This window comes from Flectobacillus longus, from assembly GCF_030056705.1.
Lineage (GTDB): Bacteria > Bacteroidota > Bacteroidia > Cytophagales > Spirosomataceae > Flectobacillus > Flectobacillus longus.
The window spans coordinates 24,380-50,950 of sequence record NZ_JASHIC010000014.1; the positions used below are offsets into that span (position 1 = coordinate 24,380).

At 35.1% G+C, this 26,571-nt stretch carries 19 protein-coding genes; 13 read left to right on the forward strand and 6 right to left on the reverse strand.

Translation table 11 applies throughout. The features are described from left to right. The first annotated feature begins 75 nt into the window (after window positions 1-75). The 9 genes from QM491_RS11550 to QM491_RS11590 all read left to right on the forward strand — a co-directional run bounded on the left by QM491_RS11550 (window position 76) and on the right by QM491_RS11590 (window position 10,534). Window positions 76-1,059, forward strand: coding sequence for a glycosyltransferase family 4 protein (locus QM491_RS11550; RefSeq protein WP_283327649.1), 984 nt, complete (start codon window positions 76-78; stop codon window positions 1,057-1,059). 46 nt (window positions 1,060-1,105) lie between these two features. After that, window positions 1,106-2,197: a glycosyltransferase gene (locus QM491_RS11555; RefSeq protein ID WP_283327650.1), complete on the forward strand. Its 1,092-nt coding sequence runs from the start codon at window positions 1,106-1,108 to the stop codon at window positions 2,195-2,197. After that, a complete protein-coding gene (fcl, locus tag QM491_RS11560; protein ID WP_283327651.1) occupies window positions 2,197-3,138 on the forward strand; it encodes a GDP-L-fucose synthase in 942 nt (313 codons plus the stop codon). Before QM491_RS11555 ends, fcl begins: the two co-directional genes overlap by 1 nt. Window positions 3,139-3,201: 63 nt before the next feature. Next, on the forward strand, window positions 3,202-4,266 hold the full coding sequence (gmd, locus tag QM491_RS11565; RefSeq protein WP_283327652.1) for a GDP-mannose 4,6-dehydratase: 1,065 nt from the start codon (window positions 3,202-3,204) through the stop codon (window positions 4,264-4,266). 101 nt (window positions 4,267-4,367) lie between these two features. Next, window positions 4,368-5,225, forward strand: coding sequence for a dTDP-4-dehydrorhamnose reductase (gene rfbD, locus QM491_RS11570; protein ID WP_283327653.1), 858 nt, complete (start codon window positions 4,368-4,370; stop codon window positions 5,223-5,225). A 476-nt stretch (window positions 5,226-5,701) separates the two neighbouring features. Further along, on the forward strand, window positions 5,702-6,379 hold the full coding sequence (locus QM491_RS11575; protein WP_283327654.1) for a hypothetical protein: 678 nt from the start codon (window positions 5,702-5,704) through the stop codon (window positions 6,377-6,379). Window positions 6,380-6,404: 25 nt separating this feature from the next. After that, the gene (locus QM491_RS11580; RefSeq protein WP_283327655.1) at window positions 6,405-7,991 is read left to right on the forward strand and encodes a hypothetical protein; all 1,587 of its coding nucleotides are present in this window, start codon (window positions 6,405-6,407) and stop codon (window positions 7,989-7,991) included. 50 nt (window positions 7,992-8,041) lie between these two features. After that, entirely contained in the window at window positions 8,042-9,418 is a 1,377-nt protein-coding gene (locus tag QM491_RS11585) for an undecaprenyl-phosphate glucose phosphotransferase (RefSeq protein ID WP_283327656.1), read from the forward strand. A 45-nt stretch (window positions 9,419-9,463) separates the two neighbouring features. Beyond that, window positions 9,464-10,534 (forward strand): mannose-1-phosphate guanylyltransferase, encoded by a 1,071-nt coding sequence (locus tag QM491_RS11590; RefSeq protein WP_283327657.1) that lies wholly within the window; start codon window positions 9,464-9,466, stop codon window positions 10,532-10,534. Window positions 10,535-11,548: 1,014 nt separating this feature from the next. On the opposite strand, the gene QM491_RS11595 is transcribed toward QM491_RS11590, so the two are convergent. The 3 genes from QM491_RS11595 to QM491_RS11605 form a co-directional block, all read right to left on the reverse strand. Then, window positions 11,549-12,115, reverse strand: a complete 567-nt coding sequence (locus QM491_RS11595; RefSeq protein ID WP_283327658.1) for a transposase — start codon at window positions 12,113-12,115, stop codon at window positions 11,549-11,551. A gap of 282 nt (window positions 12,116-12,397) precedes the next feature. Then, window positions 12,398-12,751 (reverse strand): LytR/AlgR family response regulator transcription factor, encoded by a 354-nt coding sequence (locus tag QM491_RS11600; RefSeq protein ID WP_283327659.1) that lies wholly within the window; start codon window positions 12,749-12,751, stop codon window positions 12,398-12,400. Between the two features lie 341 nt (window positions 12,752-13,092). Next, a complete protein-coding gene (locus QM491_RS11605; RefSeq protein ID WP_283327660.1) occupies window positions 13,093-13,857 on the reverse strand; it encodes a tyrosine-protein phosphatase in 765 nt (254 codons plus the stop codon). Window positions 13,858-15,161: 1,304 nt separating this feature from the next. Between QM491_RS11605 and QM491_RS11610 the strand changes: the two genes are divergently transcribed. Continuing rightward, on the forward strand, window positions 15,162-17,894 hold the full coding sequence (locus QM491_RS11610; protein WP_283327661.1) for a PAS domain S-box protein: 2,733 nt from the start codon (window positions 15,162-15,164) through the stop codon (window positions 17,892-17,894). 341 nt (window positions 17,895-18,235) lie between these two features. Continuing rightward, entirely contained in the window at window positions 18,236-18,661 is a 426-nt protein-coding gene (locus QM491_RS11615; RefSeq protein ID WP_283327662.1) for a response regulator, read from the forward strand. Between the two features lie 95 nt (window positions 18,662-18,756). Here the strand turns inward: QM491_RS11615 and QM491_RS11620 are convergent, their stop codons facing one another. The 3 genes from QM491_RS11620 to QM491_RS11630 form a co-directional block, all read right to left on the reverse strand. Further along, window positions 18,757-19,770, reverse strand: coding sequence for a sensor histidine kinase (locus tag QM491_RS11620; protein WP_283327663.1), 1,014 nt, complete (start codon window positions 19,768-19,770; stop codon window positions 18,757-18,759). A gap of 365 nt (window positions 19,771-20,135) precedes the next feature. Continuing rightward, window positions 20,136-20,579: a response regulator gene (locus QM491_RS11625; protein WP_283327664.1), complete on the reverse strand. Its 444-nt coding sequence runs from the start codon at window positions 20,577-20,579 to the stop codon at window positions 20,136-20,138. A gap of 543 nt (window positions 20,580-21,122) precedes the next feature. Beyond that, window positions 21,123-21,971, reverse strand: coding sequence for an MBL fold metallo-hydrolase (locus QM491_RS11630; RefSeq protein ID WP_283327665.1), 849 nt, complete (start codon window positions 21,969-21,971; stop codon window positions 21,123-21,125). A gap of 234 nt (window positions 21,972-22,205) precedes the next feature. On the opposite strand from QM491_RS11630, the gene QM491_RS11635 reads away from it, so the two are divergent. Both QM491_RS11635 and QM491_RS11640 read left to right on the forward strand, forming a co-directional pair. Beyond that, window positions 22,206-22,964: a patatin-like phospholipase family protein gene (locus tag QM491_RS11635; RefSeq protein WP_283327666.1), complete on the forward strand. Its 759-nt coding sequence runs from the start codon at window positions 22,206-22,208 to the stop codon at window positions 22,962-22,964. Between the two features lie 383 nt (window positions 22,965-23,347). Next, window positions 23,348-26,539: a SusC/RagA family TonB-linked outer membrane protein gene (locus QM491_RS11640; protein WP_283327667.1), complete on the forward strand. Its 3,192-nt coding sequence runs from the start codon at window positions 23,348-23,350 to the stop codon at window positions 26,537-26,539. Window positions 26,540-26,571: the final 32 nt, after the last annotated feature.

Genomic DNA, 26,571 nt, shown 5'->3' on the forward strand with positions numbered 1-26,571 from the left:
ATCGTAGTAAATTGTAGGTTTTTATCTCAAAAAATCACCGGAGTTCAACGGTTTGCAATTGAAATTTGCAAACAGTTGAAATCCATATATCCTAATGTGCTTTTTGTTGCACCTTTCGATATAATACACCCTGAGGTTGCTGAATTATTAGCAATTAAGATTATAGGTAGGTTTAAAGGACAAATTTGGGAGCAGTTTGAATTACCAATATTTCTAGATTCTTTAAACAATCCAATATTGTTAAATTTAACAAACACTGCTCCGCTTTTATATAATAACAATATTGTTACAATTCATGATGTAGCTTACCTAGTATACCCTAACGCCTACTCAAAAAAATTTCTACTTTGGTACAAGTTTATGGTTCCAAAACTCCTTTCTAAGGCGAAACATGTATTTACAGTAAGTGAATTTTCTAAGAAGGAAATTAACAAATATTATTCTACCGATTTAAAAAGAATTAGTGTTCTTTATAATGCTGTAAACGAGGAGTTTCAATGCCATAGTTATACAGGAATCATTAATGAAAAACCATATTTTTTGGCTTTATCATCATTGAGCGAACGTAAAAATTTAATATCTCTATTTAAGGCCTTTAATTTGGTTAAAGAAACAGTTGATAATTTAGAGCTATTAATAATTGGAGACCTTTCGACGAATAGCTTTGCTCAATTAGATATTTCGGAATTTATTAACAGAAAAGATATTCGATTTATCGGAAGGGTTTCAGATCAAAAGATTATTGAATATTATTCTGGGGCATTAGCTTTTGTTTTTCCATCTTTTTATGAAGGTTTTGGAATACCTCCGTTAGAAGCACAAGCTTGTGGCTGCCCAGTCATTGTTTCAAAGGAAACTTCATTGCCAGAAATTTTTCTCAATAGTGCACTTTATTGTAATCCACACAGTATCGAAGATATCGCAAGTTCGATGCTAAAAATATTAAATATCGAACAAAGAGAGCGTCTAATAGAATCTGGAAATGTGAATATAAAACGTTTTTCTTGGAAAGAAAGTACACTACAATTGCTTAAAATTATAGAAACAGTAAATAGCTAATTTACAAGAATTAATGATTTTGATAAGCGTTTTTTAGAAATTACATATGAGAAAAACATTAGTAGTAGATTGGCTAGATTTGTATGGTGGAGCTGAAAAAGTAATAGCTGTGTTATACGAAGAGCTTAAGTTTGAAGAAATTTGGTGCTTGATTGATATTATGAGTCAATCTGAAAAAAACAGGTTGTTTGGTACTCCAAATGTTACAATAAAACAAACTTCTCTTCGAATTTTTGGTAAACGATTTAGATTTATTTTTCCTTTATTTCCATTCTTTCTGGAACAGATAAAAGTCGATTCTAAATCTGAGATTATAGTTAGTTCTTCACACACAGCAACTAAAGGAATTAATAAAACTTCAGATTCCCAAATACATATATGTTATATTCAACAAAGGAATTTAATGTATGTATGGGAGGATTACGAACGTAAGCTATTTTTTAAAAAATTAGCATTTTTATTAAGACCAGCTCTTAAGTTGATTGAAAAAAAAGATTATCAGCTAGCTCAAAATCCAGATTTTATGATAGCGAACTCTAGATTTGTTCAAAATTGGCTTAAGAAAAGATATAATAGAGAATCCTATTTAGTTTACCCACCTGTAGATATTGAAGGATTTCAATTCAATGCAATCAAAGAGGATTACTATGTAACTGTAGGTCGATTCGCTATCAAGAAAAGATTTGATTTAATAATTAAAGCTTTCAATCATCTTGGTAAACGATTAATTGTTATTGGAGATGGTGAATTGAATACTGAATTGAGACTAATGGCTTCTTCCAATATTGAATTTACAGGTTTCTTACCTAGTGATGAAGTTGCTGAAGTTATTAGTAAAGCAAAAGGCTTTGTTTTTGCTGCGCTTGAAGATTTTGGAATAGCTCCAGTTGAAGCTCAGGCTTGTGGAACTCCTGTCATTTGTCTTGGACAAGGCGGTACAGCAGAAACTGTTCAGCATAAAGAAACAGGATATTTATTTCATGAGCAAAGTGTTGTGTCCATATGTGATGCTGTCGTGGAGTTTGAAAAGTTAGTATTTGATCCCTATACAATTAGGAAGAATGCAGAAAGATTTTCAGTTGCTAGATTTAAGGTTGAAATACAAGATGTAATTAATAAAGCTATTAATAATAGATAATGAATCAGGAAAGTAAAATATATATAGCGGGACATCGTGGTATGGTGGGCTCTGCAATTATGAGAAATTTGGAAAAGTCTGGTTTTATGAATATTCTAACCAGAACTTCAAAAGATCTTGATTTGAGAAATCAGTTAGCAGTTAGAGACTTTTTTGAGGCAGAAAAGCCTGACTATGTATTTTTAGCTGCGGCAAAGGTTGGTGGAATTGTCGCAAACAATACTTATCGAGCTGATTTTATTTATGAAAATTTGGCTATTCAAAATAATATTATCCATAATGCGTATCTAAGTGGAGTGAAGAAGTTGATGTTTTTGGGATCGTCTTGTATCTATCCTAAATTAGCTCCTCAACCTTTGAAGGAAGAGTATCTATTAACTGGAACGTTAGAGCATACGAATGAGCCTTATGCCATCGCCAAAATCGCTGGTATTAAAATGTGTGAGGCATATAGAGCTCAATATGGATGTGATTTTATCTCTGTCATGCCTACTAATTTGTATGGGCCTAATGATAATTATGACCTTGAGAAGTCACATGTATTACCTGCCATGATTCGTAAGTTCCATGAGGCAAAAAATCAATGTTTACCGAATGTTATACTTTGGGGAACAGGTTCTCCGATGCGGGAGTTTTTGCATGCAGACGACTTAGCTGCAGCGTGTTTGTATTTGATGGAGAATTATAGTGAATCTGAATTAGTAAATGTAGGAACAGGTGTTGATGTTACTATTAAAGAACTGGCGGAAACAGTCAGGGAAATTGTAGGGTTTGAGGGTGATATCGTATGGGATACTACTAAACCTGACGGAACTCCACGTAAGTTAATGGATGTATCAAAACTCCATAACGCAGGCTGGAGACATACGATTGATTTAAAAGAAGGTATTGCGTTAGCTTATAATGATTTCCTTGTAAATCATAGCTCCTTAAGATTATAATTCTTCATTTCTTGCTATTCTTAATACATGGTTTATTGTATAGAGAATTAATTTTAATATAATATGAAAAAAGCCCTTATTACTGGTATTACAGGTCAGGATGGTGCCTACCTAGCAGAATTTTTATTAGCTAAAGGTTACCAAGTACATGGTATCAAACGTCGTAGCTCTTTAATTAATACTGCACGTATAGATCACCTTTATGAAGATTTACATGAAGAAGGTGTAAACTTTATTATGCATTACGGAGATCTTTCAGACTCTACCAATATCATTCGTATTATTCAGGAAGTTCAACCAGATGAGATTTATAACTTGGGCGCTATGTCTCATGTAAAAGTCTCTTTTGATGAGCCTGAATATACTGCTCAAGTAGATGGTATCGGTACTTTACGTATATTAGAAGCGGTAAGACTCTTAGGGCTAATAGAGAAAACAAAAATTTATCAAGCCTCTACTTCTGAATTATATGGTTTAGTTCAGGAAGTGCCACAGTCAGAAACTACTCCATTCTATCCTCGATCACCGTATGCAGTAGCCAAAATGTATGGTTTTTGGATTACGGTAAATTATCGTGAGGCTTACAATATGTTTGCAGTTAACGGTATTTTATTTAACCATGAGTCTCCTCTACGTGGTGAAACTTTTGTGACTCGTAAAATCACTCGTGCGGTTGCCCAAATTGCTTTAGGTCAACAACAAAAGTTATATTTGGGAAATCTGGATGCTCAACGTGACTGGGGGCATGCCAAAGATTATGTTGAGGCAATGTGGTTGATTTTGCAACAAGAAACACCTGAGGATTTTGTCATTGCCACAGGTATTACAACTCGCGTGCGTGATTTTGTGAAAATGGCATTTGCTGAAGTAGGCATTGAGGTTGCATTTTCAGGAGAAGGCGTTGAAGAGAAAGGTATAGTAGTAGCTTGTACTAACCCACTTTATCAAGTTGAGATAGGCAAAGTAGTAGTTGAGGTAGATCCTCGTTATTTCCGTCCAACAGAAGTAGAGTTATTGATTGGTGATCCAACTAAATCCAAAACTAAATTGGGTTGGGAGCCTAAATATGACTTACCTGCATTAGTGAAAGATATGATGCAGGCTGATGTTAAGTTGTTTTCAAAATAATATAAAAAAGAGAAACTATTTTGTAGTTTCTCTTTTTTAGTATAAAACATCATTGTAGGAATAACAATAATGTATATTTGTAAAAACAATAAACAAAATTGATGAATATACTAGTATTTGGAGGCGTTGGCCAATTAGGACAATGTATACAAAAAATTGCAGAACAAAAGTCTATCCAAGGCTTCATTTATTTAGATGAAAAGCAAGGAAATATCTTAGATACCGATTTGCTAAAAAGTTTGTTTCAAGAGTTCCAGCCTGCTTATGTAATCAATTGTGCTGCTTATACAGCTGTAGATAAAGCAGAAGATGAAGTAGATTTGGCTCGTAAGGTCAACAAGGAGGGAGCAGCTAACCTAGCCAAATTTTGTGCCGAGTTTGACGCTACTCTTATTCATATTTCTACAGATTTTGTGTTTGAAGGTAATGTGCCTCAATTACTAACAGAAACTGACGAAGCTAATCCTGTTGGAATTTATGGATTGACAAAACTAGAAGGAGAACAAGATATTACGACATTAACACAAAAGTATTTTACACTTCGTACCAGTTGGTTGTATTCTGAGTTTGCCAATAATTTTGTTAAGACGATGATTCGCTTAGGAAAAGAGCGAACAGAATTAGGTGTTATTGTAGATCAAGTAGGTTCTCCAACTTATGCGGTTGATTTAGCATCTGTGATTTTACATATTATCGAAACAAAAAGTACAGCTTATGGCCTATATCATTACAGTAACGAAGGGGTTACATCTTGGTACGATTTTGCTGTAGCTATTTTTGAATTAGCGGGCTTGTCCACGCACGTAAAACCTCTCAAAACTACAGAATATCCAACTAAGGCGCGTCGTCCTGCATTTTCGGTGATGGATAAAGCAAAAATTAAAGCAAATCTAGCTATTACAATACCATATTGGCGAGAAAGCCTTAAACAATGTATCAAAGCTATAGAATTGTTGTAATTTTTACAGTATCATAAAAGTAGGGTAATTTTATTGTCGAAAACCAGTATATAGTAAAAGATAAAATAGTAGTATTTTAAGATTTTTTTGTTAGTTATAATAGGGTCTATTAGCATGCTAATAGACCCTATTATGATTTTTAGGCTTAATTTCGAATATAAAGATTGTTTTTATCAAAATAATAAAATTACCGTTCAATAAATTTTAGCCATAAATAAGCTAAAATGAAAAGACTGTAATTGTATTTTTCATAGAAAAAGGCTAAGTTTGATTTGTCTTTTGAATAGTAACAAAGACATCAATTCGCCTTGCTACTGAATATATTTCCGTTCTCTAACTTAAAAGCAGGTAATTACTCTACCTTAGAGGTGCTCCTCGATTAAGTTATAAAGAAAATTCTCTTTCTAAGATTTACGTTGTTGGGTTGCTTTAATGTATGGATGTGTAAACCTTAAACGAAAAACCTATAGAGATTCATGTTTACAAAATTGGTGGTGATTTATTTAGTCCTTTTTGCTTTGCCTGTAGTTGCACAAAATTCGTTAAATGGCTTACGAGTGGGAGGACATGCTTCTACTACAGGAATTGGAGCAGAATTAAGCTATCAGTTCAATACAAGCCCTTGGAATTCTTGGCGAATCAGAGGAACTTATACTCACGTTGGCTTTAATAAAGCACAGCAGTTTGGAATGGACAAAGGAAAAAGCATTGATTTAAGGCCAAATTTAGAAAAAAAGGTAACACAGTTATTAGTCGACTATTTCCCTTTTAAACGAAAATTTTGGCATTTGACGGCTGGGCTAGCTTATAATCTTGAACAAAGGTATCGTTTTGAAGCAAGTACTGAAACAGGACTGTCTTTAGGAGGAATTGTCATAGAAGCCAATGATTTTGGAATTATTCAAGGCGGAGTGCGCTGGAATACACTAATGCCTTATATTGGTGTAGGATATTTGGCTAATCTCTACAAAAATAAGCTTTGGTTGAGTGTAGATTTGGGAAGCTATTATATGGGAAGTCCTCGTCTGGATATTACTTATGAGGGTTTTTTAGAAACCACGACACTTGATGAAGAAATTCCTAAAATAGAACATAATTTACGTAACTATTCTTATTATCCTTATTTGGCAATGGGACTGGGTTGGAAATTTTAAGCGCTTTATGCCAAAAACTAAAACTATGATACGTAAAATTTATTTTATCATACTCTTAGGCTTTATGCTTATTTGGGCTTGCGATAATCCTCTCGAAGGATTTGCACTTAGATTTAAAGAGCCGATTGATAAAGCTAAGTTAGATATTCGAGTATATAATACAAACGGAGCACTACCTACAGGCTTAAGAGTACGATTTGGAGGGGTAGATTCGAGTTTGGTAGTGACTAATCTCAATACCAAAAAGTTTAAATTAAGTGCAGAGGGAGTCATGATAGTGGCAGTAAATCCAGAGGTGATTCCTAGTACAGAAAATCCTATTAAGTTCTCTGTCATTGTAGAAGCCCCAGGTTATACCAAAGTAGTGAGAAGTCTGGTATATACTAGTCAAGCCAATAAAAGTTTGAGTATTCCATTATTCAGCGAAAGTACAGCACCAACGGGTGTTTCAGCAACTGAATGGGAAGGTTTGAATTTTAAAGCAAACCAAACGTTTAGTTCCCTAATTGTAGGCAGATCTACAAGTAACCAAATAACCCTTGCTGCAGAAACGATAGTAAAAGATGCATGGCAAAATATTGTAACAGGAACATGGAGTTTGGTTGCCCATTATTTCGATGCTCGCGCTAGGGGGTATTTGCCCGGAGGAGGAGTTGCTGTAAATCCAGTTGATGCTCAGGGTAAAGTTTTAGGAGACCCTTTTGATTTACCAAATATAGCAGGCTTTGTGTATTTGGAAATGGCAAATGAATTGGGACAAACGGCTAAAACCTTATCAAAATCATTGTACTATAGTATGGATTTGAGTAATATTACTCAAAACCCACAAACAGGAAAAGCTTTGGCTGTTGGAGATATCATTCCAATTATATCTTATGATATAGATACTGGACAATGGAAATTGTTCCAAACCTATAAAGTAGAGAAAAACACCATAACTGGAGCATTATTTGTTCGATTTGAAGTAAATACCTTGGGGTATTGGATAGCAGGATGGCCTAGAACTATCTGTAGTAAAGGACCAACATTTGTATTTAAAAGTCAATTAAAAAATGTAGATTTGGTTTATTATTGTCAATTAATAGATGCTCAAACTCAGAAAGTATTTCGAGAGTATTATCTCAATATCAATGACGGCGCTAGATTTACAGTAAGCTATGTCCCAATGGAAGTTCAACAAGTGCAACTAAAGGTGACTGCATTGAACAATTATACAGGAGGGGATAGAAACCAAATTTTAGGGACGTCAACAACGGTTGGGTTGTGTGAAGATAAAACGCTAAACATTGATCTAAGTAAGTTTTCGTCTCCACCAGCTATTTCTGCATCCTTTAATGTTGTTTGTCCTGCAGGAAAAACGGTTGATTTGGCAGCTTTACCAGCCGTATTTAGAATACAAATTAGTGCTGTAGGTGCCAATACTTGGAAAGATTTGGTAACACTTACCAGAACATCAACAAGTGCAAGTACTTACAGGGTGTTAAAAAATGTACGCTATGATTTTAGAGCCAGTACCGATGGAGGGGTTACTTGGCCTTATAAAGAAAATAGTAAGCTTATTGATAAAGCGGACATAAGCTATAAAATAGAAGACAAGAGTTTTTGTAAATAAATAAAGTGATTATTATTACCATTAAGTTCCATAGGTAAATTAGTGAAATTATGAAAAGTTTAGGGCACTATCGGTTATTTTCAGACATACTTTTTGTTGTTGTGTCATTTATAATGGCAGCAACTATTAGTGGTCGGGAGCCTAGTAAATTAGACTGGGGGATTGTTATATTTTTGATGGTAGCATGGTATTTTTCGAGTAAAGCAACTAATCTTTATGAGGATTTTCGAACAGTAAAGTTTATTGATGAGTTCTTGTTGATACTACCAAACATTATGGTTCAAATGATGGTATTGGTAACAGCCTTCTTTATGTTGGATGATCGAATGCATGCACGTAAAGTAGTTTTGTTTTTTGTAATTATTTGTACTATAATATTAACTATCAAAAAATACTTAGCTAAAAAAATAGCGCAGCTCCGTAGAGTCAATGGTAAAAATGTACGCAAAGTAGTCATAGTAGGTGCAAGTGATACTGGAATGTCTTTTTATGAAATGATTAATAACTCTTCTCAATATGGGTATAAAGTAGTGGGTTTTGTGGATACTTTTAAGCCTGCCCATTTGAATGGGATGTACAAAGGTACACCTGAGGAATTAGAGCGAGTTTTACATGATACCGATGCAGACGAGGTAATTATTACTTTAGAAAAGTTTGATCAAGAGCAATTAGACACTATCATTAAAACTAATGAAAAGTTGGCTGTTCGTACTCGTATTATTCCAGACTATTTTCGTTTTAACTCAAGCAGGTTTAGTGTAGAAATGTTTGGAAAGTTTCCAATCGTTACTGTTCGTCATGAACCTTTGGATTATTTGCATTGGCGAGTTTTAAAGCGTGGGTTTGATATTGTTTTTAGTTTATTAGTGTGTGTCTTGATATTTTCTTGGTTATTTCCAATAATAGCTATTCTAATTAAATTAAACTCAAAAGGACCTGTTTTTTTTATACAAGAACGTTGGGGGAGAGGTAGTAAGCCCATTAAATGTTTTAAGTTTCGTTCTATGCGTGTAGATGCACCAGATATGGATAAAACAGGGAAATTTATGCAAGCAGGGCAAGATGATCCACGTATTACTAAAATAGGGAGATTCTTAAGAAAGTCAAACTTTGATGAATTACCACAGTTTTTAAATGTGATTATGGGTGATATGTCAGTAGTTGGTCCAAGACCACATGCTGTCAAACATAATCTAGAAACTATGGAAAAAATTGATAACTATCTTGTACGTCACTGGGTAAAGCCTGGTATTACAGGTTTAGCACAAGCCAATGGTTACCGTGGCGAAACAACAGATTTTAGTTTGATGCGCAAAAGAGTGCATTTTGATATTTGGTATATTGAAAACTGGAGTTTTTGGTTGGATATCAAAATCATTTTTATGACTGCGTATAATATGATTAAAGGTGAGCCTAACGCCTATTAGTAATTCAACGATGCTCTTAATCTTAGATATTGAAATTTTTGAAGTATGAACAACAACAATTACGTAATCATCATGGCTGGTGGAGTAGGGACGAGATTCTGGCCTTTCAGTCGTATTTCTAATCCAAAACAGTTTCATGATGTACTTGGTACAGGCAGGACATTGTTGCAACAAACGGCTGACCGTTTTGAGGATGTATGTCCTCGAGAGAATATCTATGTAGTAACAAGTGAAGATTATGTAGATTTGGTATTGGAACAGTTACCATTTCTGAGTAAAGAGCAAGTATTGGCAGAGCCTATCCGTCGTAATACAGCTCCTTGTGTAGCGTATGCTTCATATAAAATTGCTAAAACAAATCCTGATGCAAATATTGTTGTAGCTCCTGCTGATCATATTATTCTCAAAGAAAAAGCCTTTGAGGCAAAAATTTTGACTGCATTGGAAGCTTCTTCAAATGAAGATGTGTTGGTGACATTGGGTATTAGTCCAACACGTCCAGATACAGGATATGGATATATTCAATATGTACAAAATGAAGGGGAGGTCAAAAAAGTAAAATCTTTTAGAGAAAAGCCTAATCTTACCGTAGCACAAGAATTTTTGGCTAGTGGTGAATATGTATGGAATGCAGGGATTTTTATCTGGACGGCCAAAAGTATTTGCCAGGCATTTCAAAAACATGCTCCACGTTTACACGAAATTTTTGAGGCTGGTAACGATGCTTATTTTACTACACACGAAGAGCAGTTTGTCCATAATGCTTACCAAAGTTGTGAAAGTATTTCAATCGACTATGCTATCATGGAAAAATCAGATAATGTATATGTGGTATTAGGTGATATTGGTTGGTCTGATTTGGGTACATGGAAATCGTTATACGAAGTATCCGAAAAAGATGAATTGGGCAATGTTATAGATGGAAATACGATGCTTTATGATGTAAAAGATAGCATTATCAAAACTCCACAAGGTAAATTAGTTGTAATTAAAGGTCTGGAAAACTTTATTGTAGCCGAATACGACAACGTTTTGATGATTTGTCCAAAAGATCAAGAACAAAAAGTAAAAGACTTTGTAGCCGATGCAGGCGAGAAAGATAGCTGTTTTATATAATAAATGTCTTTGATAAGATTGTTTCCATGGTCAGTGTCTCACACTGACCATTTCCGTTTAGCCTCTTTCTGTCAGTACCATTAGTATATATTCGTATCCATGGTCAGTGTCTCACTGACCATTTCCGTTTGGCTTCTTCCTGTCAGTGTCTTTGGTATATATTCTTTCTTTTGCTGACGCGAGTTGTCGAGTGGGACACTCGCCACGGATGTAGCTGACTCGTATCCATGTTCAGTGTCTCACTGACCATTTCCGTTTGGCTTCTTCTTGTCAGTGCCTTTGGTATATATTCTTTCTTTTGCTGACGCGAGTTGTCGAGTGGGACACTCGCCACGGATGTAGCTGACTCGTATCCATGGTCAGTGTCTCACTGACCATTTTCGTTTGGCTTCTTCCTGTCAGTGTCTTTGGTATATATTCTTTCTTTTGCTGACGCGAGTTGTCGAGTGGGACACTCGCCACGGAGATCGCTATCAGTATCCATGTTCAGTGTCTCACTGACCATTTCCGTTTAGCCTCTCACTGTCAGTACCTTTGGTATATATTATTTCTTTTGCTGACGCGAGTTGTCGAGTGGTACACTCGCCATGGATGTAGCTGACTCGTATCCATGTTCAGTGTCTCACTGACCATTTCCGTTTGGCTTCTTCTTGTCAGTGCCTTTGGTATATATTCTTTCTTTTGCTGACGCGAGTTGTCGAGTGGGACACTCGCCACGGATGTAGAGCTATTTGTTGTTAGTTTCGTGTTCAGTATCCATGTTCAGTGTCTCACTGACTATTTCCGTTTGGTTTCTTCTTGTCAGTGTCTTTGGTATATATTCTTTCTTTTGCTGACGCGAGTTGTCGAGTGAGACACTCGCCACGGATGTAGCTGATTCGTATCCATGGTCAGTGTCTCACTGACCATTTCCGTTTGGCTTCTTCTTGTCAGTGTCTTTGGTGTGTATTCTTTCTTTTGCTGACGCGAGTTGTCGAGTGGGACACTCGCCACGGAGATAATATCAGGAAGTTGTCAAAATCTATCATGATAATGGGTTAATAAACCGAAATGATCAATTCCAGTTTCATAATATAGTGCTGAAGACCAATAATAATCTTCAGGTTTATTAGCCAAACTCCATTTTTCTTGTAGAGGGTTTGAATGTATGTACTCGAGTTTTTGCTGAAAAATAGTACGATTGTACATTTCAATAGCAAGAGGGTCTCTTTGCCAAAATTGATGTTTTCTTTCTTTTTGGTTAACTTCAAAAACTTCTAAAACTTTTGGATGATTAGTTTCTAAATCTTTCAAAAACTGATGAGCAGTATATTTCAAAAAGCTAGAGTGAGGTTTTTCTTTTCCGTTTAGATTTTTTAATTCCCAAAGAATATGAACATGATTAGGCATAATCACAAAACCGTAAATAATCACTTTTTCCTTTTCAACAAGAAATCTAAGGCAATCAATGATAATTTTCTTATAATCATTTTGTTTGAGCAATCTTTTCCAATCTACAATCGTTGCAGTCCAGAAATAGACCTCGTTTAAGAACATATAAGAATTACGAATTCCGTGTTGATAGGTGTTTTGACTACTCATAGAGCTATTTGTTGTTAGTTTCGTGTTCAGTATCCATGTTCAGTGTCTCACTGAACATTTCCGTTTAGCCTCTTTCTATCAGTACCTTTGGTATATTCTTTCTTTTGCTGACGCAAGTTGTCGAGTGGGACACTCGCCACGGATGTAGCTGACTCGTATCCATGTTCAGTGTCTCACTGACCATTTCCGTTTAGCCTCTCACTGTCAGTACCTTTGGTATATATTCTTTCTTTTGCTGACGCAAGTTGTCGAGTGGGACACCCACCACGGAGGTAATGAATATTAATGGAGTTGCTGCAATACCTCTTTCCATCGTCGTTTGGCTATAGGAACAATGGTGCCATCGGATAAAACAATAGAAGTTTTGTTGTAGGATGACACATACTTGATATTAATAATAAAAGCTTTGTGAACTCTTATAAACTTGTTAGATTTGGCTACTAGCCGTGGTAAAAGGTTTTTGAGAGTAATTGAAAAAATTTCGGCAGGACGTTCTATCTGCTTGATTATTGAATAATTGACACTAGCCTGAATGTAAATGATATTGTCAAAAGGAATTGTAACATCATAGCGAGGGCGGTCTTTAAATTCAGGTGGACAAGGATCAAGTAAATATGGGTAGCAATTTTTTGTCATAAAATATTAAAGTGTTAATCAGGTAGAGCTAAAAAAGTAAATCGCTAATTCTATTAAGTAGGATGACGTTATTGGTTAATAGTATATCTGTTATTTTAAAGTGTTTGTAATCAAAATGTTATAATCAAATGAAACCTTAGATATACTATTGGTTTAATCTTTCTTACTACTTAAGTATTAATGCAAAATAAAATTGCATTAATATGCTTTAGTCTGTAAGCCGTAGGCATTAGGCAAAAAAGTTTCTATTACTTCATGAGAAATACTATTTAACTTTTAGCCTACCGCATAAAGCCTAGAGCTTAAAGCGGGTAAAATGTATTTTAATTTTGCCTACTAACTTAAGAATTAGAAAAGAAGTCTTTGTTCTTAAAATCATATTTCTCTAATAGCTGCATTTCTTTGCTCATCTCAGCAAGTTTTTTTAATCTTCCTAAATGACGTTCATGATGGAGGTCTGTTCCTACAAAATCATATAAGTTGTTTTTTAACAGATACTTTGCACAGTCTTTGATGTCGGGACCATAATATCCTTCGACAGCAAGTATATTCAATTGCAAAAGGCAGCCCAAGTCTTTTAATCTTGCAAAAGCTTCAGGTGACTTATGCCAATATCTATATCGTTCTGGATGAGCAATGATAGGGGTGTAGCCTCTTTTTGTCATCTCAAAAACTCTTTGTTCAAAGTTCATCAAAGGCGCTATCATGGGATACTCTGCCAGAATATATCGTGGTTGAGGAAATGGAATAATATCTTCATTTTGAAGCAATTCCGTAAAATTATCATCAATATAATATTCTGAAGACGCTTCTAATTCAATTTTTAGACCTTTCTGAAAAGCTGCCTCTTTTACAATAGCCAATTTTTCACGAATAATAGTTGGTGTATTGGGATACACCTCCATACGAATATGTGGCGTTGTAATAAGTTTTTTGAAACCGATATTTTGAAGTTCTTCTATCAATAATAAACTAGTTTCAGTATCGGGAGAGCCATCATCAATGCCAGGCAAAAGATGAGAATGGATATCAACAACCACCTGATTTGATAGAAATTCGATAATTCGATTTTGTTTACTTTGTTTGGATTTGAAGAAGGAAAACATAAGATTAATTAAAAGAAAGAGTTTAAAAAATGAGCAAGATTATGTTTATTTTGCTCCCTTTAGGCGATATGTAAAATCAAAAGTAACAATACTTCTAGCTTTTACAGATAACATGGCATGAGTACTTGGATAAGCGAACTAATTGATAAAAATCCTGCTTGGCTTTAGGCTATTTGAAAAGCCTCTGTCTAGTGCAAAATTATATGTAGCTTTTTTTTAATATAAAATATTGATAATTAAAAATTTATATTCACAACTCATAATTTAGCATTAATACTTGGATATTTGATTGCCAATCCAACTCAAGACACAGCATTATAATAATTGTTTGTATGGAGCTCAAATATAAGATAAACTCAGTGGAAAAACTCAAATTTATTACCAGAGAAAATATTTCTTACACTTGAATTTAGATTTACTATTAAGAGAGCAAAATTAATAAAATCTCATTTTTTTTGATAAGTTAAGTTATTAGAAGCTAATTAGAATTTTTAGCTATGCTTACTAAAAATAGAGTTTTCTTCGTTTTTTAACAATATGTCCATACTAATCTGAGAAAATAGAGACGTAATTGGGTTTTGAGTAGATAAAATTTCCTAAACAATTCGGCGTTAACTGATTTTTTTGCACATTCATCATCATGATTACCAGTATTATAGAGAATATTCTTCGATAGCATAAGAAATATTGCAACTATCAAATAAGTATTAAAAGTATATTGTTGGATTAAAATGAAATGCTTAATATTTTGTAATATTGTATGAAATATTTGTACAATTTGAGTCAATAAGAATTTTTGCTATTTTTAATATATAAAAGAGTAAGTAATCACTAAATAATATTTTAAATAATCACTAAATAAAATGACCACCGTAATTGTTTTACTTTCAGCTATTGTTGCTTCTTCATGTATCGAAGCGATTATAGAGACAAGCGATTTGTTTACATCTCGCCGCTCTAGATAGTGAAGAAAATTTCAGAAAACCAATCGGGAGAGATGGTGAGGTATGAAATGAAATTTTGACGTAAAAGCTCTTTAATAATAAAAAAACGCCGTCTTCGTCAGTATTTCATATAGCACGCGAACGAGCTAATAAACATCAAGGTTGCCTTCATGTTTAATAGCTCGTTTTTATTTTGCGGATGCTTAAAAATCTGTATATCAATCATCATAATTATCACTCCTAAACTTCTTGCAAAATAGGTTTATACTATCTTGGTATAAACTAAAACTCTCATTAATAATTTTTCAGATGAGTATCTTTAACTTTCGATGAAAAGATATGAGATAACCACTGATTCCCATGAATTTACTAACTAAAAATCTAAATATCCTTGTTGTCGAGGATCATGACGAAGAATACAATCTTTTATTAGACTGTATTCAAAATTCTAGTATCCTAACTGGGCATATTGTGCATGCCAAAACTGTTGCTAAAACCAAGGATTTTTTACTTGGTGAAATGAAATTTGACTTGGTATTCGTCGATTTGAATTTTAAAAATCATCATAATGCTGAATTTTTCTTACAAATCATGGATTGGGTTGATCATAAATTGCCAATTGTAGCGCTATGCGAAGTAGCTTCGCCAACCACTACTTTGTTGGCTTTGATTAATGGTGCCAAGCATTACCTGATTAAAGGTGATTATGACGAGCAATCTGTCGAGAAAGTGATAAAAGACTGTTTCTCTATTGTAGATTCTACAGGAGGATATTTCGAAAACCGAGAGTTTTTAGGAGATGGTATTGCTCTTGGTGCCGTGTGGGATATTGATTTGGTACATAACCAAGTCAAACGCTCAGGTAAACAATTTTATGAATCATTGGGCTATAATGATAATGAATATAATAAAGAATTTGATTTTTGGGATGCAAAATTACACCCCAATGATTACGCAAGAGTAGTAGGTACGATTCAAGAATCCTTGGCTGATAATACCAAACGTTATTGGGAAGTTGAATATCGTTTTCGTAAGTCTGATGGCACTTATACTTGGGTCAACGAACGAGGTTATATATTAAATGATTCCTTTGGTAGACCTTTTCGCATCATTGGTGCGATTATTGATATAAATGACAGAAAGGAAAAGGAGGGGCAAATCCAATTCCTTGATCATCAATTGGGGGCGTATTTTTTTCATAATCCTTATCCTATGTGGATTTATGATAATGATAGCTACGCATTTTTGGAGGTAAATACGGCCGCAATCCAAAAGTATGGATATACCCGAGATGAGTTTCTTCAAATGACCTTAAGGGATATTCGACCAGCACAAGATTTGGTGCAACTCAAAAATCTTCCGAAAGATATTGTATCTGCCAATCCTGTAAGGCATTGGCAGGTAAGACACCAGAAAAAAAATGGTGAAATCATAGATGTGGAGGTAACTGCTACTGATATTCAATTGGCAGATGTTATGGCAACCAAAGTAATGGTGATTGACATAACAGAGCAACTAAGAGCGCGTCATGAAAGAACATTTGTGTTGGAGGTCGTAGAGAAGCTTCGGCAAGAGTCTAGTTTGTTGGATGGTCTCAAAGCAATTCTTAAATATGTAAGGGAATATATTCAGTGGCAATATGGTGAAATTTGGCTGACTAATGCTTCATGCGATAGTATCAAAATGATTACGTATGATTTTGAGCCCAATGCGTCCACTGATTTACAGGCTTTTGCAGACCCTGTTGCATTTACTTCTATCCCTATCGAGCAAACGGTTTTTAGACGAAAATCTAAACATCAAAAAACATATTGGATTGAAGATTTGAAAACGGAAGAACTATTTAGTCGAAAACAATTGGCTCAAGACTTGGGTTTACGCTCGGCATTTTCTGTACCAATTAGTTATAAAGATAATTACGTGGCTTGGGTGATTTTTTTTAACGATAAACTTAGCCGTAAAGATGTCGCTCTAATCAATTTGGTGGAAAGTATATGTCGCCAGTTAGGTTACGAAATCCGAAGACGTAATTCAGAAGAGCAGCTTCAGTATATCTTCAAGTTTAGCCGAGATTTGATGGGAATGGCCAATACTCGTGGTTTTATGACACAGGTCAATAATGGCTTTAAGAAAATATTAGGTTATGATGAACATACGTTGACTACCAAGCCAATTCATCGGTTTATTTATCAGGAAGATTGGCCAATTTTACAAAATGCCTTGGACGAATTACGTAATGACAGGGTTAGTTCACCATTCGAGTTGCGTTGTGTAGCGGTAGACAATAGTATTAAGTGGATTAATTGTACTGTGACTCAAATTCCAGCAGAGGAGTTGATATTTATTTCTGGTAGAGATATAACTCGTAGAAAAACAAGCGAAGAAGAACGTGAAATGTTAATCAAGGAATTGAGAGAAAGCAACAAAGACTTAAAACAGTTTTCCTATATTACTTCGCATAACCTACGAGCACCATTGTCTAATCTTTTGGCAATATTGGACTTAATAAATCCTAATAATATCAAAGATGAGATGACTTTATTTTTGTTAGAAAAATTTAAAGAATCTACTCATGCCTTAAATCATACGGTAAATGATTTACTGGACATATTAGTTATCAAAAATAATGTTAATATTGAGCAGCAGTCATTGAATTTAGAGGATGAATTTCATAAGTCATTGGAAAGACTCGCTTATTTGCGTCAAGATAATGAAGCGACTGTAACAATGGATTTTTCAGCCGGGAAAGAAATTATTTTTAATTCTACTTATCTAGAGTCGGTGTATCAAAATTTAATTACAAATGCTTTTAAATATCAAGCACCTGAGCGTAATCTTGAAATAAAAATATTTACCAAAGAAACAAAAGGCTTTTTGAAACTTTATTTTGCTGATAATGGACTTGGTATCAATTTACAACGTCATGGTGATAAAATCTTTGGCTTGTATCAGCGATTTCACCACCATCCCGACAGCAAAGGACTGGGTTTATATATCATTAATTCTCAGATTAGGGCTCTTGGTGGAATGATAGACGTACAGAGTGAAGAGGGAGTTGGAACTACGTTTATTGTTTCTTTTAAGAAAAATTAATTGATATTGATAGAGTAAAATACTCATATTCTTAGGATAGATATGATTAGATAAAACAAGCGAATGTTCTTTATCGTTAGATTTAATTTTTAAATAAATGAAAATCTGGTTTATACACGAAAATCCTTCGCTTATACGATTTTTTATGAAAGTCTAAAATAGTATTAGTTAATTAGTAATTCAAAATAGTAGTAGGGCTTCATTGATGTAGAAAAACGGACGTATTTGATAAACAAGTATAAACAAATACCTTATTGAAAGTTGATACTTTGTTGATGTCGTTAAGTCCTTCATTTTTACCCTAACTTAATTATTTGAGGTTCGTAAATTTATAATTTAAAATGATGATTGAAAGTGTACTCGTTGTAGACGACGATTTGATAGCGCTCTCACTTTGTGAGTTTGCCATCAAGAATAGTGGCTTTTCGAAGAAGGTTCAGACAGTAAAGAATGGTAGAGAAGCGCTAGACGTATTTTTTGCATTAGAAGATGGTACATCTCCAGATGGAATTGTTCCTACACTGATTTTTTTGGATTTGAATATGCCAGTAATGGATGGTTGGGATTTTTTGAAAGCTTATCTTCAAAAATTTGCCACCAAATATCCTGATACCAAAGTGTGTATTCTTTCTTCGACTATTGACCCAGAAGACTTTGTTAAGGCTGGGAAGTATAAAATTGTACTTGAGTTTATTAGCAAACCGCTCACGATGGAGATTTTGAACGAACTCAAAAAAAGTAGCCAATTAAAGAAATACTTTAATTAATGGTAATTGAGTATTATATCGGATGTCGGATTTTTGAATTTAAAATGATCCTTTGTAGGAAATTCCAAATCATAAATCCGATGTCTGAAATTTTCTTACTCAATCGGGATACATAAAGTGGCTATTACCATGCCATCTTGTTCGCTAAAAATTAATTTTGCTTTGCCATTATACATGTGATTGAGCCTTCTTTCAAGATTCTTAAGGCTTGTACCATAAAAGCTTTCCTTCTTTTCAAGAACTCCTGTATTTCTAACAATAATGTACAAATGAGTTTCTTCGCTTCGTGTGTGAATAAAAAGCTCACCGCCCTTTCTTAACTTACTGACGCCATGTTTAATGGCATTCTCGACTAGCAAATACAATGACATTGAAGGAATACGAAAATTCAGAGATTGATTTTCAAGTTTGAAATGATAAGTAAGTCTTTTGTCAAATCTAATTTTTTCTAAATCAAGATACTGTTGCATCATCAGTAGTTCATCCATCAACTGTATCATAGGCGTTTCGCTAATGGTGAGCGATTTTCGAAGAATATCTGACAACTGAATAATGGATTTTTGTGCTAGAGGAGGGTCAATTCTCACTAAGGCCTTGATTGAGTTTAAGGAATTGAATAAAAAATGGGGATTCAATTGGCTCTTCAGGCTGTCTAATTCGGTACTTCTAATAAGATTTTGAACCGTTGCTTCTGTACGCAGGTCGACATAAAACTGTTTTACCGTACGGATAGACAAATACAAAGAAAGCCAAATGCCAATACCTAGCAGACCAATAACCAATGATTTGAACCAAGTTATAATAGCTAAAGAAGGTGAAATAAGCGTTAAGCACCCTTTATAAGCAAGAGCAAACAATAGTGCTGAAATTATAAGAAAACCAAAGCCATACTTGATATTGCGATTAAGCAAATGTAAGCTGAATTGAAATTTGGCAAGAATAATATGTAGCGCATGGCCAATCGTATGCCCAATAATATTGAAAGGTATGAGTAGTATCATCCATTCCCAAATCGTAAACGAAGATTGGAGAATAAGCAACAGAATACATATACTAAAACCTAGCCAACCCAAAATTTGAGCAGACCAGTAAAGGCGGTTCATTTTCATCGAATCAATGAGTTGTAACTAAGAGCGTTTCTTAATGGGGTTGATAAAATGCGGTATCAGTACACTAGAAACCAGTCTGTCGAATTGCTTCTAGGACTTATAACAAAATGGCATAAATCAACTTTGGTATTGGAAACCGAAGCTGAATTTTTTGATTAGAGATAAAAAAAACCGAGTGAAATGTCTTGATTGCATTGCACTCGGTTACAAAAATAGAATAAGTATTGAAATATCCGAATTCTTCAGGAAGGAAATAAAATCAAAAAAAATCTATAAAATACTTCAATTAATACGAATTTTGAAATTTATGACTAGTTAACAAACTGTTGTATAGAGTAATATCAGTGAAATGTTGGCTATCCTAACTAAGAAAAATGTGGCATCAATATAGAGTGCTGTTTGATTTCTTTAATCACTTTCAACGTTAGGGGCTTACTGATAAACTCGATAATGATATCGTAATTGCTAGCTCTTTGTATATCTCTAGGGTCAATACTAGATGACAGAACAATAATGCGAGTTTCTGGAAAAAGTTTATTAAATCCTTTACGGATAAACTCATCTAGAAAATCCCAACCATTCATCACAGGCATATTCAAATCTAAGAAAATGATAGCAGGCACATTGGCGTTCGAATTGTTAGAGTTATCGTCTACAATATCGTTGAAATAATCGATTGCTTCCTGCCCATTTTGCGCTTTATCTACCTCTTCGGCAAAGGTAAAGCGTTTGATGACCATATCACAAAGTGATAAAGTGACAGAATCATCGTCTACAAGTAAAACTTTCTTCAACATGTTGATAATCATAATTTGACAGTGGTATATGAGGCGAAAGCGCTCTTGTAACAAAATAAAAGGTGTTAGCAATCACATTTTGCCTTATATCCGAAGATTTTTGTTGGGCGGACTTTTGTAAGAAATTTATATCAATGAGTTTTATGGGTATGGCTGTTAGCCATTATAAAGATATTAATTTTTACATTAATCTAAAAAAAAAATAGTGGTTATGCACAGATTGTTTTGCTAACTGAGTAAATGGTAACACCAAAACCTTGCCAAAGTATTAATGCAATATAATTTTTCGTGAATTGGCTCTAAATAGCATTTAGTTGGTGCAAAATGTACTCACTCTGGTAGATAAATGAGATTAAGTAATCGTGCAAAATACAATTGCATTAATATGCTTTAGGCCGTAAGCCGTAGGCATTAGGCAAAAAAGTTTCTATTACTTCATGAGAAATACTATTTAACTTTTAGCCTACCGCATAAAGCCTAGAGCTTAAAGCGGGTAAAATTATTTTTATTTTGCCCACTAACCTAAGCTATTTATAAAATTTATCTGCCTTTTGTTTACCTCAAATACAAGTCTGTTAGAGGAAATGTATTTTCAATTTTAAAGCCTTTATCTGTAGAAACTACCGTTGCACAGTCATGATTGGGGTCATGATCAAAAAAGAGTACCCATTTTTCTTCAACAGCTTTCGAAAGAATTTGCGCTTTTTCTTCCATAGTCTGGAGCGGACGTACATCATATCCCATTACATAAGGTACAGGAATATGTCCAGCTGAAGGAATGGTATCTGCTACAAATAAAACAGTATGCCCTTGATAATTTATTTTGGGCATCAACATTTTTTCAGTATGCCCATCTGCTAACAAAAATTCAATGTTTTCAAACGATGGCAAATCTTTATCAATATAATGAAGTTGTCCTGCTTCTTGTAGGGGCAATATGTTCTCTTTGAAAAAGGTAGCTTTTTCTCGCATATTGGGGTTTAGAGCCCAGTCTAGATGATCAGAATGTGTCCAATATTTTGCATTTGAAAAGGTACTTTTGTATCCTGTTCGATTATGATTCCATTTGACAGCTCCTCCACAATGGTCAAAATGTAAATGACTTAAGATTACATCTGTTATATCATTTTCTGAAAAACCAGCTTTATGAATAGAACTGATTAAGTCAGCTTCGCCATGACGATAATAATAGGATTGCCACTTTGCATCTTGTTTGTCTCCCATACCTGTGTCTATCAGCACAAGTCGATTAGCCTGTTCGATGAGCAGACAGCGCATTTTCCATGTACAAAGATTGTTTTCGTCGGCTGGTGACCATTTGTTCCAAAACGTTTTGGGAACAACCCCAAACATAGCACCTCCGTCTAATTTGAAGTTGCCAGCATCGATACTATAAAGATTCATAACTGTTCTTGTGTTTTGTCTTGTTAAACATTTGCAAGATAAGAGAAGTTGAGTAAATTATGGAGGGAATAGTGAAAAAGGGAATAGTGAAAAAGGGAATAGTGAAAAAGGGAATAGGGAAAAAGGGAATAGGGAAAAGGGAATAGGGAAAAGGGGATAGGGAAAAAGAGAATAGGGAAAAAGGAGGAATAACAAATAACAGGTACACAAATAACGTCTATTGGATAGAAAATTATGAGAAAAATTGGATTAGTTTTATCTGGAGGAGGAGCGAGAGGAGTCGCTCATTTGGGTGTGCTCAAAGCGCTGGTTGAGCAAAAAATACCTATTGATTACATTTCAGGATGTAGTGCGGGTTCTATTGCAGGGGTAATGTTTGCAGCAGGGTACTCGCCAGACCATATTTTTGAAATTGTTGTTTCTTCCAATACCCTCAAAGCTTTTCGTCCTGCATTTAGTCGTTTGGGGCTGTTGCGTATGCAAAAAGCGGAAGAAATTTATTTGAAATACCTTCCGCATAATTCTTTTGAAAATCTTAAAATTCCTTTGTTTGTAAACGCCACCGATATCATGCAGGGCGAAAGTGTTTTTTATTCTTCAGGCGAACTTATCAAGCCTGTCTTGGCGTCTTGTAGTATTCCTGGTTTGTTTGAACCTGTGTCTTTTGACAGTCGAGTACTTGTTGATGGGGGTGTATTAAACAATATGCCTATTGAGCCGCTTCAGCCATATTGCGATTTTATTATAGGAAGTCACTGTAACCCTTTTGGTAAAAATCCGAATATCAAGTCTATACCGAGTGTACTACAAAAAAGTCTCTATCTGGCCATTAATAATAATTCTAAGCCTCGTCTTGCACAGTGTAATTTACTGATAGAACCTCCTGCCTTAGTAAATTTTGAACCTCAAGATGTGAGAAAAGCAAAAGAGATTTTTAAAGCGGGTTATGATTTTGCCACCACACTTGATTTACCTCGATTATTAGGTGTTTAATTTGTTTTAAATAAACTTGAAATAGTGTAATATTTTGTTGTTGTGAAATTTATTGCTTTTTAATCATAAATTAACATTTGGTAATAAATGAGAGAAATCTAAAAAAAATAGTTTTTTTTGAAAAAAAACTATGATAAGAAACGCTTTGAGTGAAATTACTTGGACACATATTGGCTATTCGTCTACAGAAAATGCCAATTGGTAGTAATTACTCAAAACCTCGGCAATACATTGCCACTTTGATTTTTACCTCTTTCCAAAATCTCTTCAAACCCCCATTCTACTTATTCAAATTTCTTAAAAAGTCGTTTTGCGTCTTATTAGAAAAGTGATAATTTGAGTCTGCAATACAAATTTTTAACCTTTACTAAATACTACAATTTATGAAGAAAAGTCTCCTTTTGACTTTTCTCGCTACCTTATTGTCCTGTGCGTTTTTACAAGCACAAGAACGTAAGGTGGTGGGGAAAGTGACGTCTGCCGAAGATGGAGCTACCTTGCCAGGTGTATCTATTACACTACTAGGTACTACCAAAGGTACCCAAACCGATGCTTCGGGTAATTTTTCTCTCCCAGTTAATGGTACAAATGTCGTTTTAAGATTTTCTTTCGTTGGTTTTGAATCCAAAGATGTTACTGTTGGTACTCAAACTACTATCAATGTACAGCTTAGTAGTGATACGAAACAGCTATCAGAGGTTGTAGTTACAGCGCAAGGCATTGTACGAGAAAAACGTGCTTTGGGGTACTCTATCACAACGCTCGACAAGAAAGTGATGGAAGACAGACCCCAAGCCGATGTTGGTCGGGTTCTGCAAGGAAAAATTCCTGGGGTAAATATCACTTCGACCTCGGGGGTCTCTGGTACGGGAACCAACATCACGATTCGTGGATATTCTTCTATTACGGGCTCTGTACAACCTTTGTTTGTGGTAGATGGCGTTCCATTTAACTCCAATACCAACACTCGTGGAGGCTTTACAGGTGGTGGACAGTCTTCTTCGAGCCGTTTCTTGGATATTGATCCTAACAATGTTGAAAATGTAACAGTGTTGAAGGGTTTAGCTGCAACAGTTACGTACGGTGACCAAGGACGCAATGGCGTAATTTTGATTACTACTAAAAATGGCACCAAAAAAGCCCGTAAAACAGAGTTTTCGGTAACCCAATCTTTGTTTACCAACACCGCTCATTTACCACGTTATCAAAATGAGTATGTAGGGGGCTTTCAACAAAATTTAGGTTATTTCTTTAGTAACTGGGGACCATCATTGGCAGAATCGTATTTGTATCCTTCTCAAAATACCAATACTGCTTTAAATACTCACCCTTATGCTTTTTTTACGAATACAACAACTCGTGCTGCAATGGCCGATTATGTGGCGTCGGTGAGTCCTTATAAAATGGAAATTTTCCCTAATAATGTGAGCGACTTTTTTAGGACAGGACTTATTTCGAATACTTCACTGAATATTTCAGGAGGAGGCGAAAAAGTGAGTTACAACGTATCGGCAGGGTATAATGCAGAACAAGGTTTTATTCCAGAAAATGGGTTAAAAAGATTGAATATTGGTTTAGGTTTGAACGCCCAATTAACTAAAAAACTTTCGGCAACAACGTCCTTTAATTTTGCCAATACCGACCAATATGCACCACCGTTGAGTGCTGGACAAGGTAATAATGCCAATGATTTCCCTTCGGTGTTGGCAAATGTATTGTTTACGCCACGCCAAGTAGATTTGATGGGTTGGCCTTACGAAAGCCCAGTCGATGGAAGTTCAGTTTACTTTAGAAGTGGTAATGATATACCCAATCCACGTTGGATTTTGGCAAATTATAAAACTACAGGTGTCGTAAACCGTTTTTTTGCAGCTACGACCTTCAACTACGATTTAGCTAAGGACTTACTTTTATTATACAAAATAGGTCTAGATACTTACGACGAACAGCAAGAATATATGTTGAACAAAGGTGGCGTGTCTTATGTGAATGGTTTGTATAATACCCTAAATTTTAAGAATACCATTTGGGATAACTCTTTGATTTTGTCATACAACAAGACATTGTCAGATAAATTGACCATGTCAGGTAAAATAGGGGGTAATATGCGTAATGATAGATTTTCGTCATATAGTATTACCAGCCAAAATCAATTGGCGAGAAACTTGTTTCGTCACTCTAATTTTATTGATAATGTTGCGAGTAATTTTACAAGTGAGCAAACTCGCTTGGGGGTATTTGGAGAAATTACAGCCGATTACAACAACTATTTGTTCTTGAACGTAGCTGGACGTAACGACTGGACATCGACTGTAGAGAAAGAAAACAGACAAATTTTTTATCCTTCTGCCAGTTTGTCTTTCGTACCAACAACAGCTTTTGAGGGATTTGCCAGTAACACTATCAATTTCTTGAAAGTACGTGCTGGGATTGGTACTTCTGCGGGTTTCCCGAATCCTTACCAAACACGTAATATCTTGAATCAAAGTGCTAGAGGCTGGTTTACAACAGGTCCAATTCAGACACACTCTGTAGATAATACTTTGGGTAACCCTAATCTAAAACCAGAGCTTCATACTGAAACAGAATTTGGTTTGGAAGGTAAATTATTCAACAACAAACTAAGCTTCGACCTAACTGTTTATCGTCGTGATACCCGTAACCTGATTACCTCAGCACCATTGGATGCCGCAACGGGTTATACCAGTACAACCATCAACGTAGGTAAAATCCGTAACCAAGGTATTGAGTTGAGCTTGTCAGGAACACCATTTACCAAAGGTGATTTTAGTTGGGATGCAACTTTCAATTTTTCAAGAAATACGCCTGAAGTATTGGATTTGGGAGGAACTATTCAAGAGGTTCAAATCTCAGGTTTTGGTTCATCGTTGGGTAATTATGCGATTGTTGGTAAGCCTTTTAACATTATCAAAGGCACGGGTTTCCGTAGAGATGCACAAGGACGATTGTTGATAGATGCTTCGGGTAACTTACAGGCTACAACTACCCCTGTGATTTTGGGAGATCCTAACCCTGCTTTTGTAACTAGTTTGATTAATACCTTCAATTACAAGAAGTTTTCATTGAACGTCATGGTATCGTATCGTCATGGAGGCGCTATTTACTCATCTACGGCAGGAGCTTTGTTGGGTAGAGGTCTGACTATCGAAACTGGTCCAGAAACAGGTTATGACCGTGCACAAACCTTTGTTTTTCCAGGGGTAAAAGCAGACGGAACACCTAATAATATTCAAATTACTGGTTCTGACGTGTACTTCAACAACGTATTCTTCTTTGGTGACGAAGGTCGTATGTACGATGGCTCTACGATTCGTTTACAAGAAGTAGCACTTTCATATAGCTTACCTAAGAATTTCTTAAATCGTTTTGGTATCAAGGGTGCAAGTTTGTCTGTAACAGGAAATAACCTTTGGTATAAAGCGCTCCATATTCCTACAGGGTTGAATTTGGATACAGATAACCTTGGATTAGGAGTAGGAAATGGTCTTGGTTTTGATTTCTTGACAGGACCAAGTGCACGCAGAATCGGTGGTTCTCTCAAACTATCATTCTAATATTCTTACACAGAAATTTGGTGTAGAAATTA

Excerpts from the sequence above, each read along its gene's own strand:
- QM491_RS11555 (WP_283327650.1), top strand. The coding sequence starts at position 1,106 with ATGAGAAAAACATTAGTAGTAGATTGGCTAGATTTGTATGGTGGAGCT.
- fcl (WP_283327651.1), top strand. The coding sequence starts at position 2,197 with ATGAATCAGGAAAGTAAAATATATATAGCGGGACATCGTGGTATGGTG.
- gmd (WP_283327652.1), top strand. The coding sequence starts at position 3,202 with ATGAAAAAAGCCCTTATTACTGGTATTACAGGTCAGGATGGTGCCTAC.
- rfbD (WP_283327653.1), top strand. The coding sequence starts at position 4,368 with ATGAATATACTAGTATTTGGAGGCGTTGGCCAATTAGGACAATGTATA.
- QM491_RS11575 (WP_283327654.1), top strand. The coding sequence starts at position 5,702 with ATGTTTACAAAATTGGTGGTGATTTATTTAGTCCTTTTTGCTTTGCCT.
- QM491_RS11580 (WP_283327655.1), top strand. The coding sequence starts at position 6,405 with ATGATACGTAAAATTTATTTTATCATACTCTTAGGCTTTATGCTTATT.
- QM491_RS11585 (WP_283327656.1), top strand. The coding sequence starts at position 8,042 with ATGAAAAGTTTAGGGCACTATCGGTTATTTTCAGACATACTTTTTGTT.
- QM491_RS11590 (WP_283327657.1), top strand. The coding sequence starts at position 9,464 with ATGAACAACAACAATTACGTAATCATCATGGCTGGTGGAGTAGGGACG.
- QM491_RS11595 (WP_283327658.1), bottom strand. The coding sequence starts at position 12,115 with ATGAGTAGTCAAAACACCTATCAACACGGAATTCGTAATTCTTATATG.
- QM491_RS11600 (WP_283327659.1), bottom strand. The coding sequence starts at position 12,751 with ATGACAAAAAATTGCTACCCATATTTACTTGATCCTTGTCCACCTGAA.
- QM491_RS11605 (WP_283327660.1), bottom strand. The coding sequence starts at position 13,857 with ATGTTTTCCTTCTTCAAATCCAAACAAAGTAAACAAAATCGAATTATC.
- QM491_RS11610 (WP_283327661.1), top strand. The coding sequence starts at position 15,162 with ATGAATTTACTAACTAAAAATCTAAATATCCTTGTTGTCGAGGATCAT.
- QM491_RS11615 (WP_283327662.1), top strand. The coding sequence starts at position 18,236 with ATGATGATTGAAAGTGTACTCGTTGTAGACGACGATTTGATAGCGCTC.
- QM491_RS11620 (WP_283327663.1), bottom strand. The coding sequence starts at position 19,770 with ATGAAAATGAACCGCCTTTACTGGTCTGCTCAAATTTTGGGTTGGCTA.
- QM491_RS11625 (WP_283327664.1), bottom strand. The coding sequence starts at position 20,579 with ATGATTATCAACATGTTGAAGAAAGTTTTACTTGTAGACGATGATTCT.
- QM491_RS11630 (WP_283327665.1), bottom strand. The coding sequence starts at position 21,971 with ATGAATCTTTATAGTATCGATGCTGGCAACTTCAAATTAGACGGAGGT.
- QM491_RS11635 (WP_283327666.1), top strand. The coding sequence starts at position 22,206 with ATGAGAAAAATTGGATTAGTTTTATCTGGAGGAGGAGCGAGAGGAGTC.
- QM491_RS11640 (WP_283327667.1), top strand. The coding sequence starts at position 23,348 with ATGAAGAAAAGTCTCCTTTTGACTTTTCTCGCTACCTTATTGTCCTGT.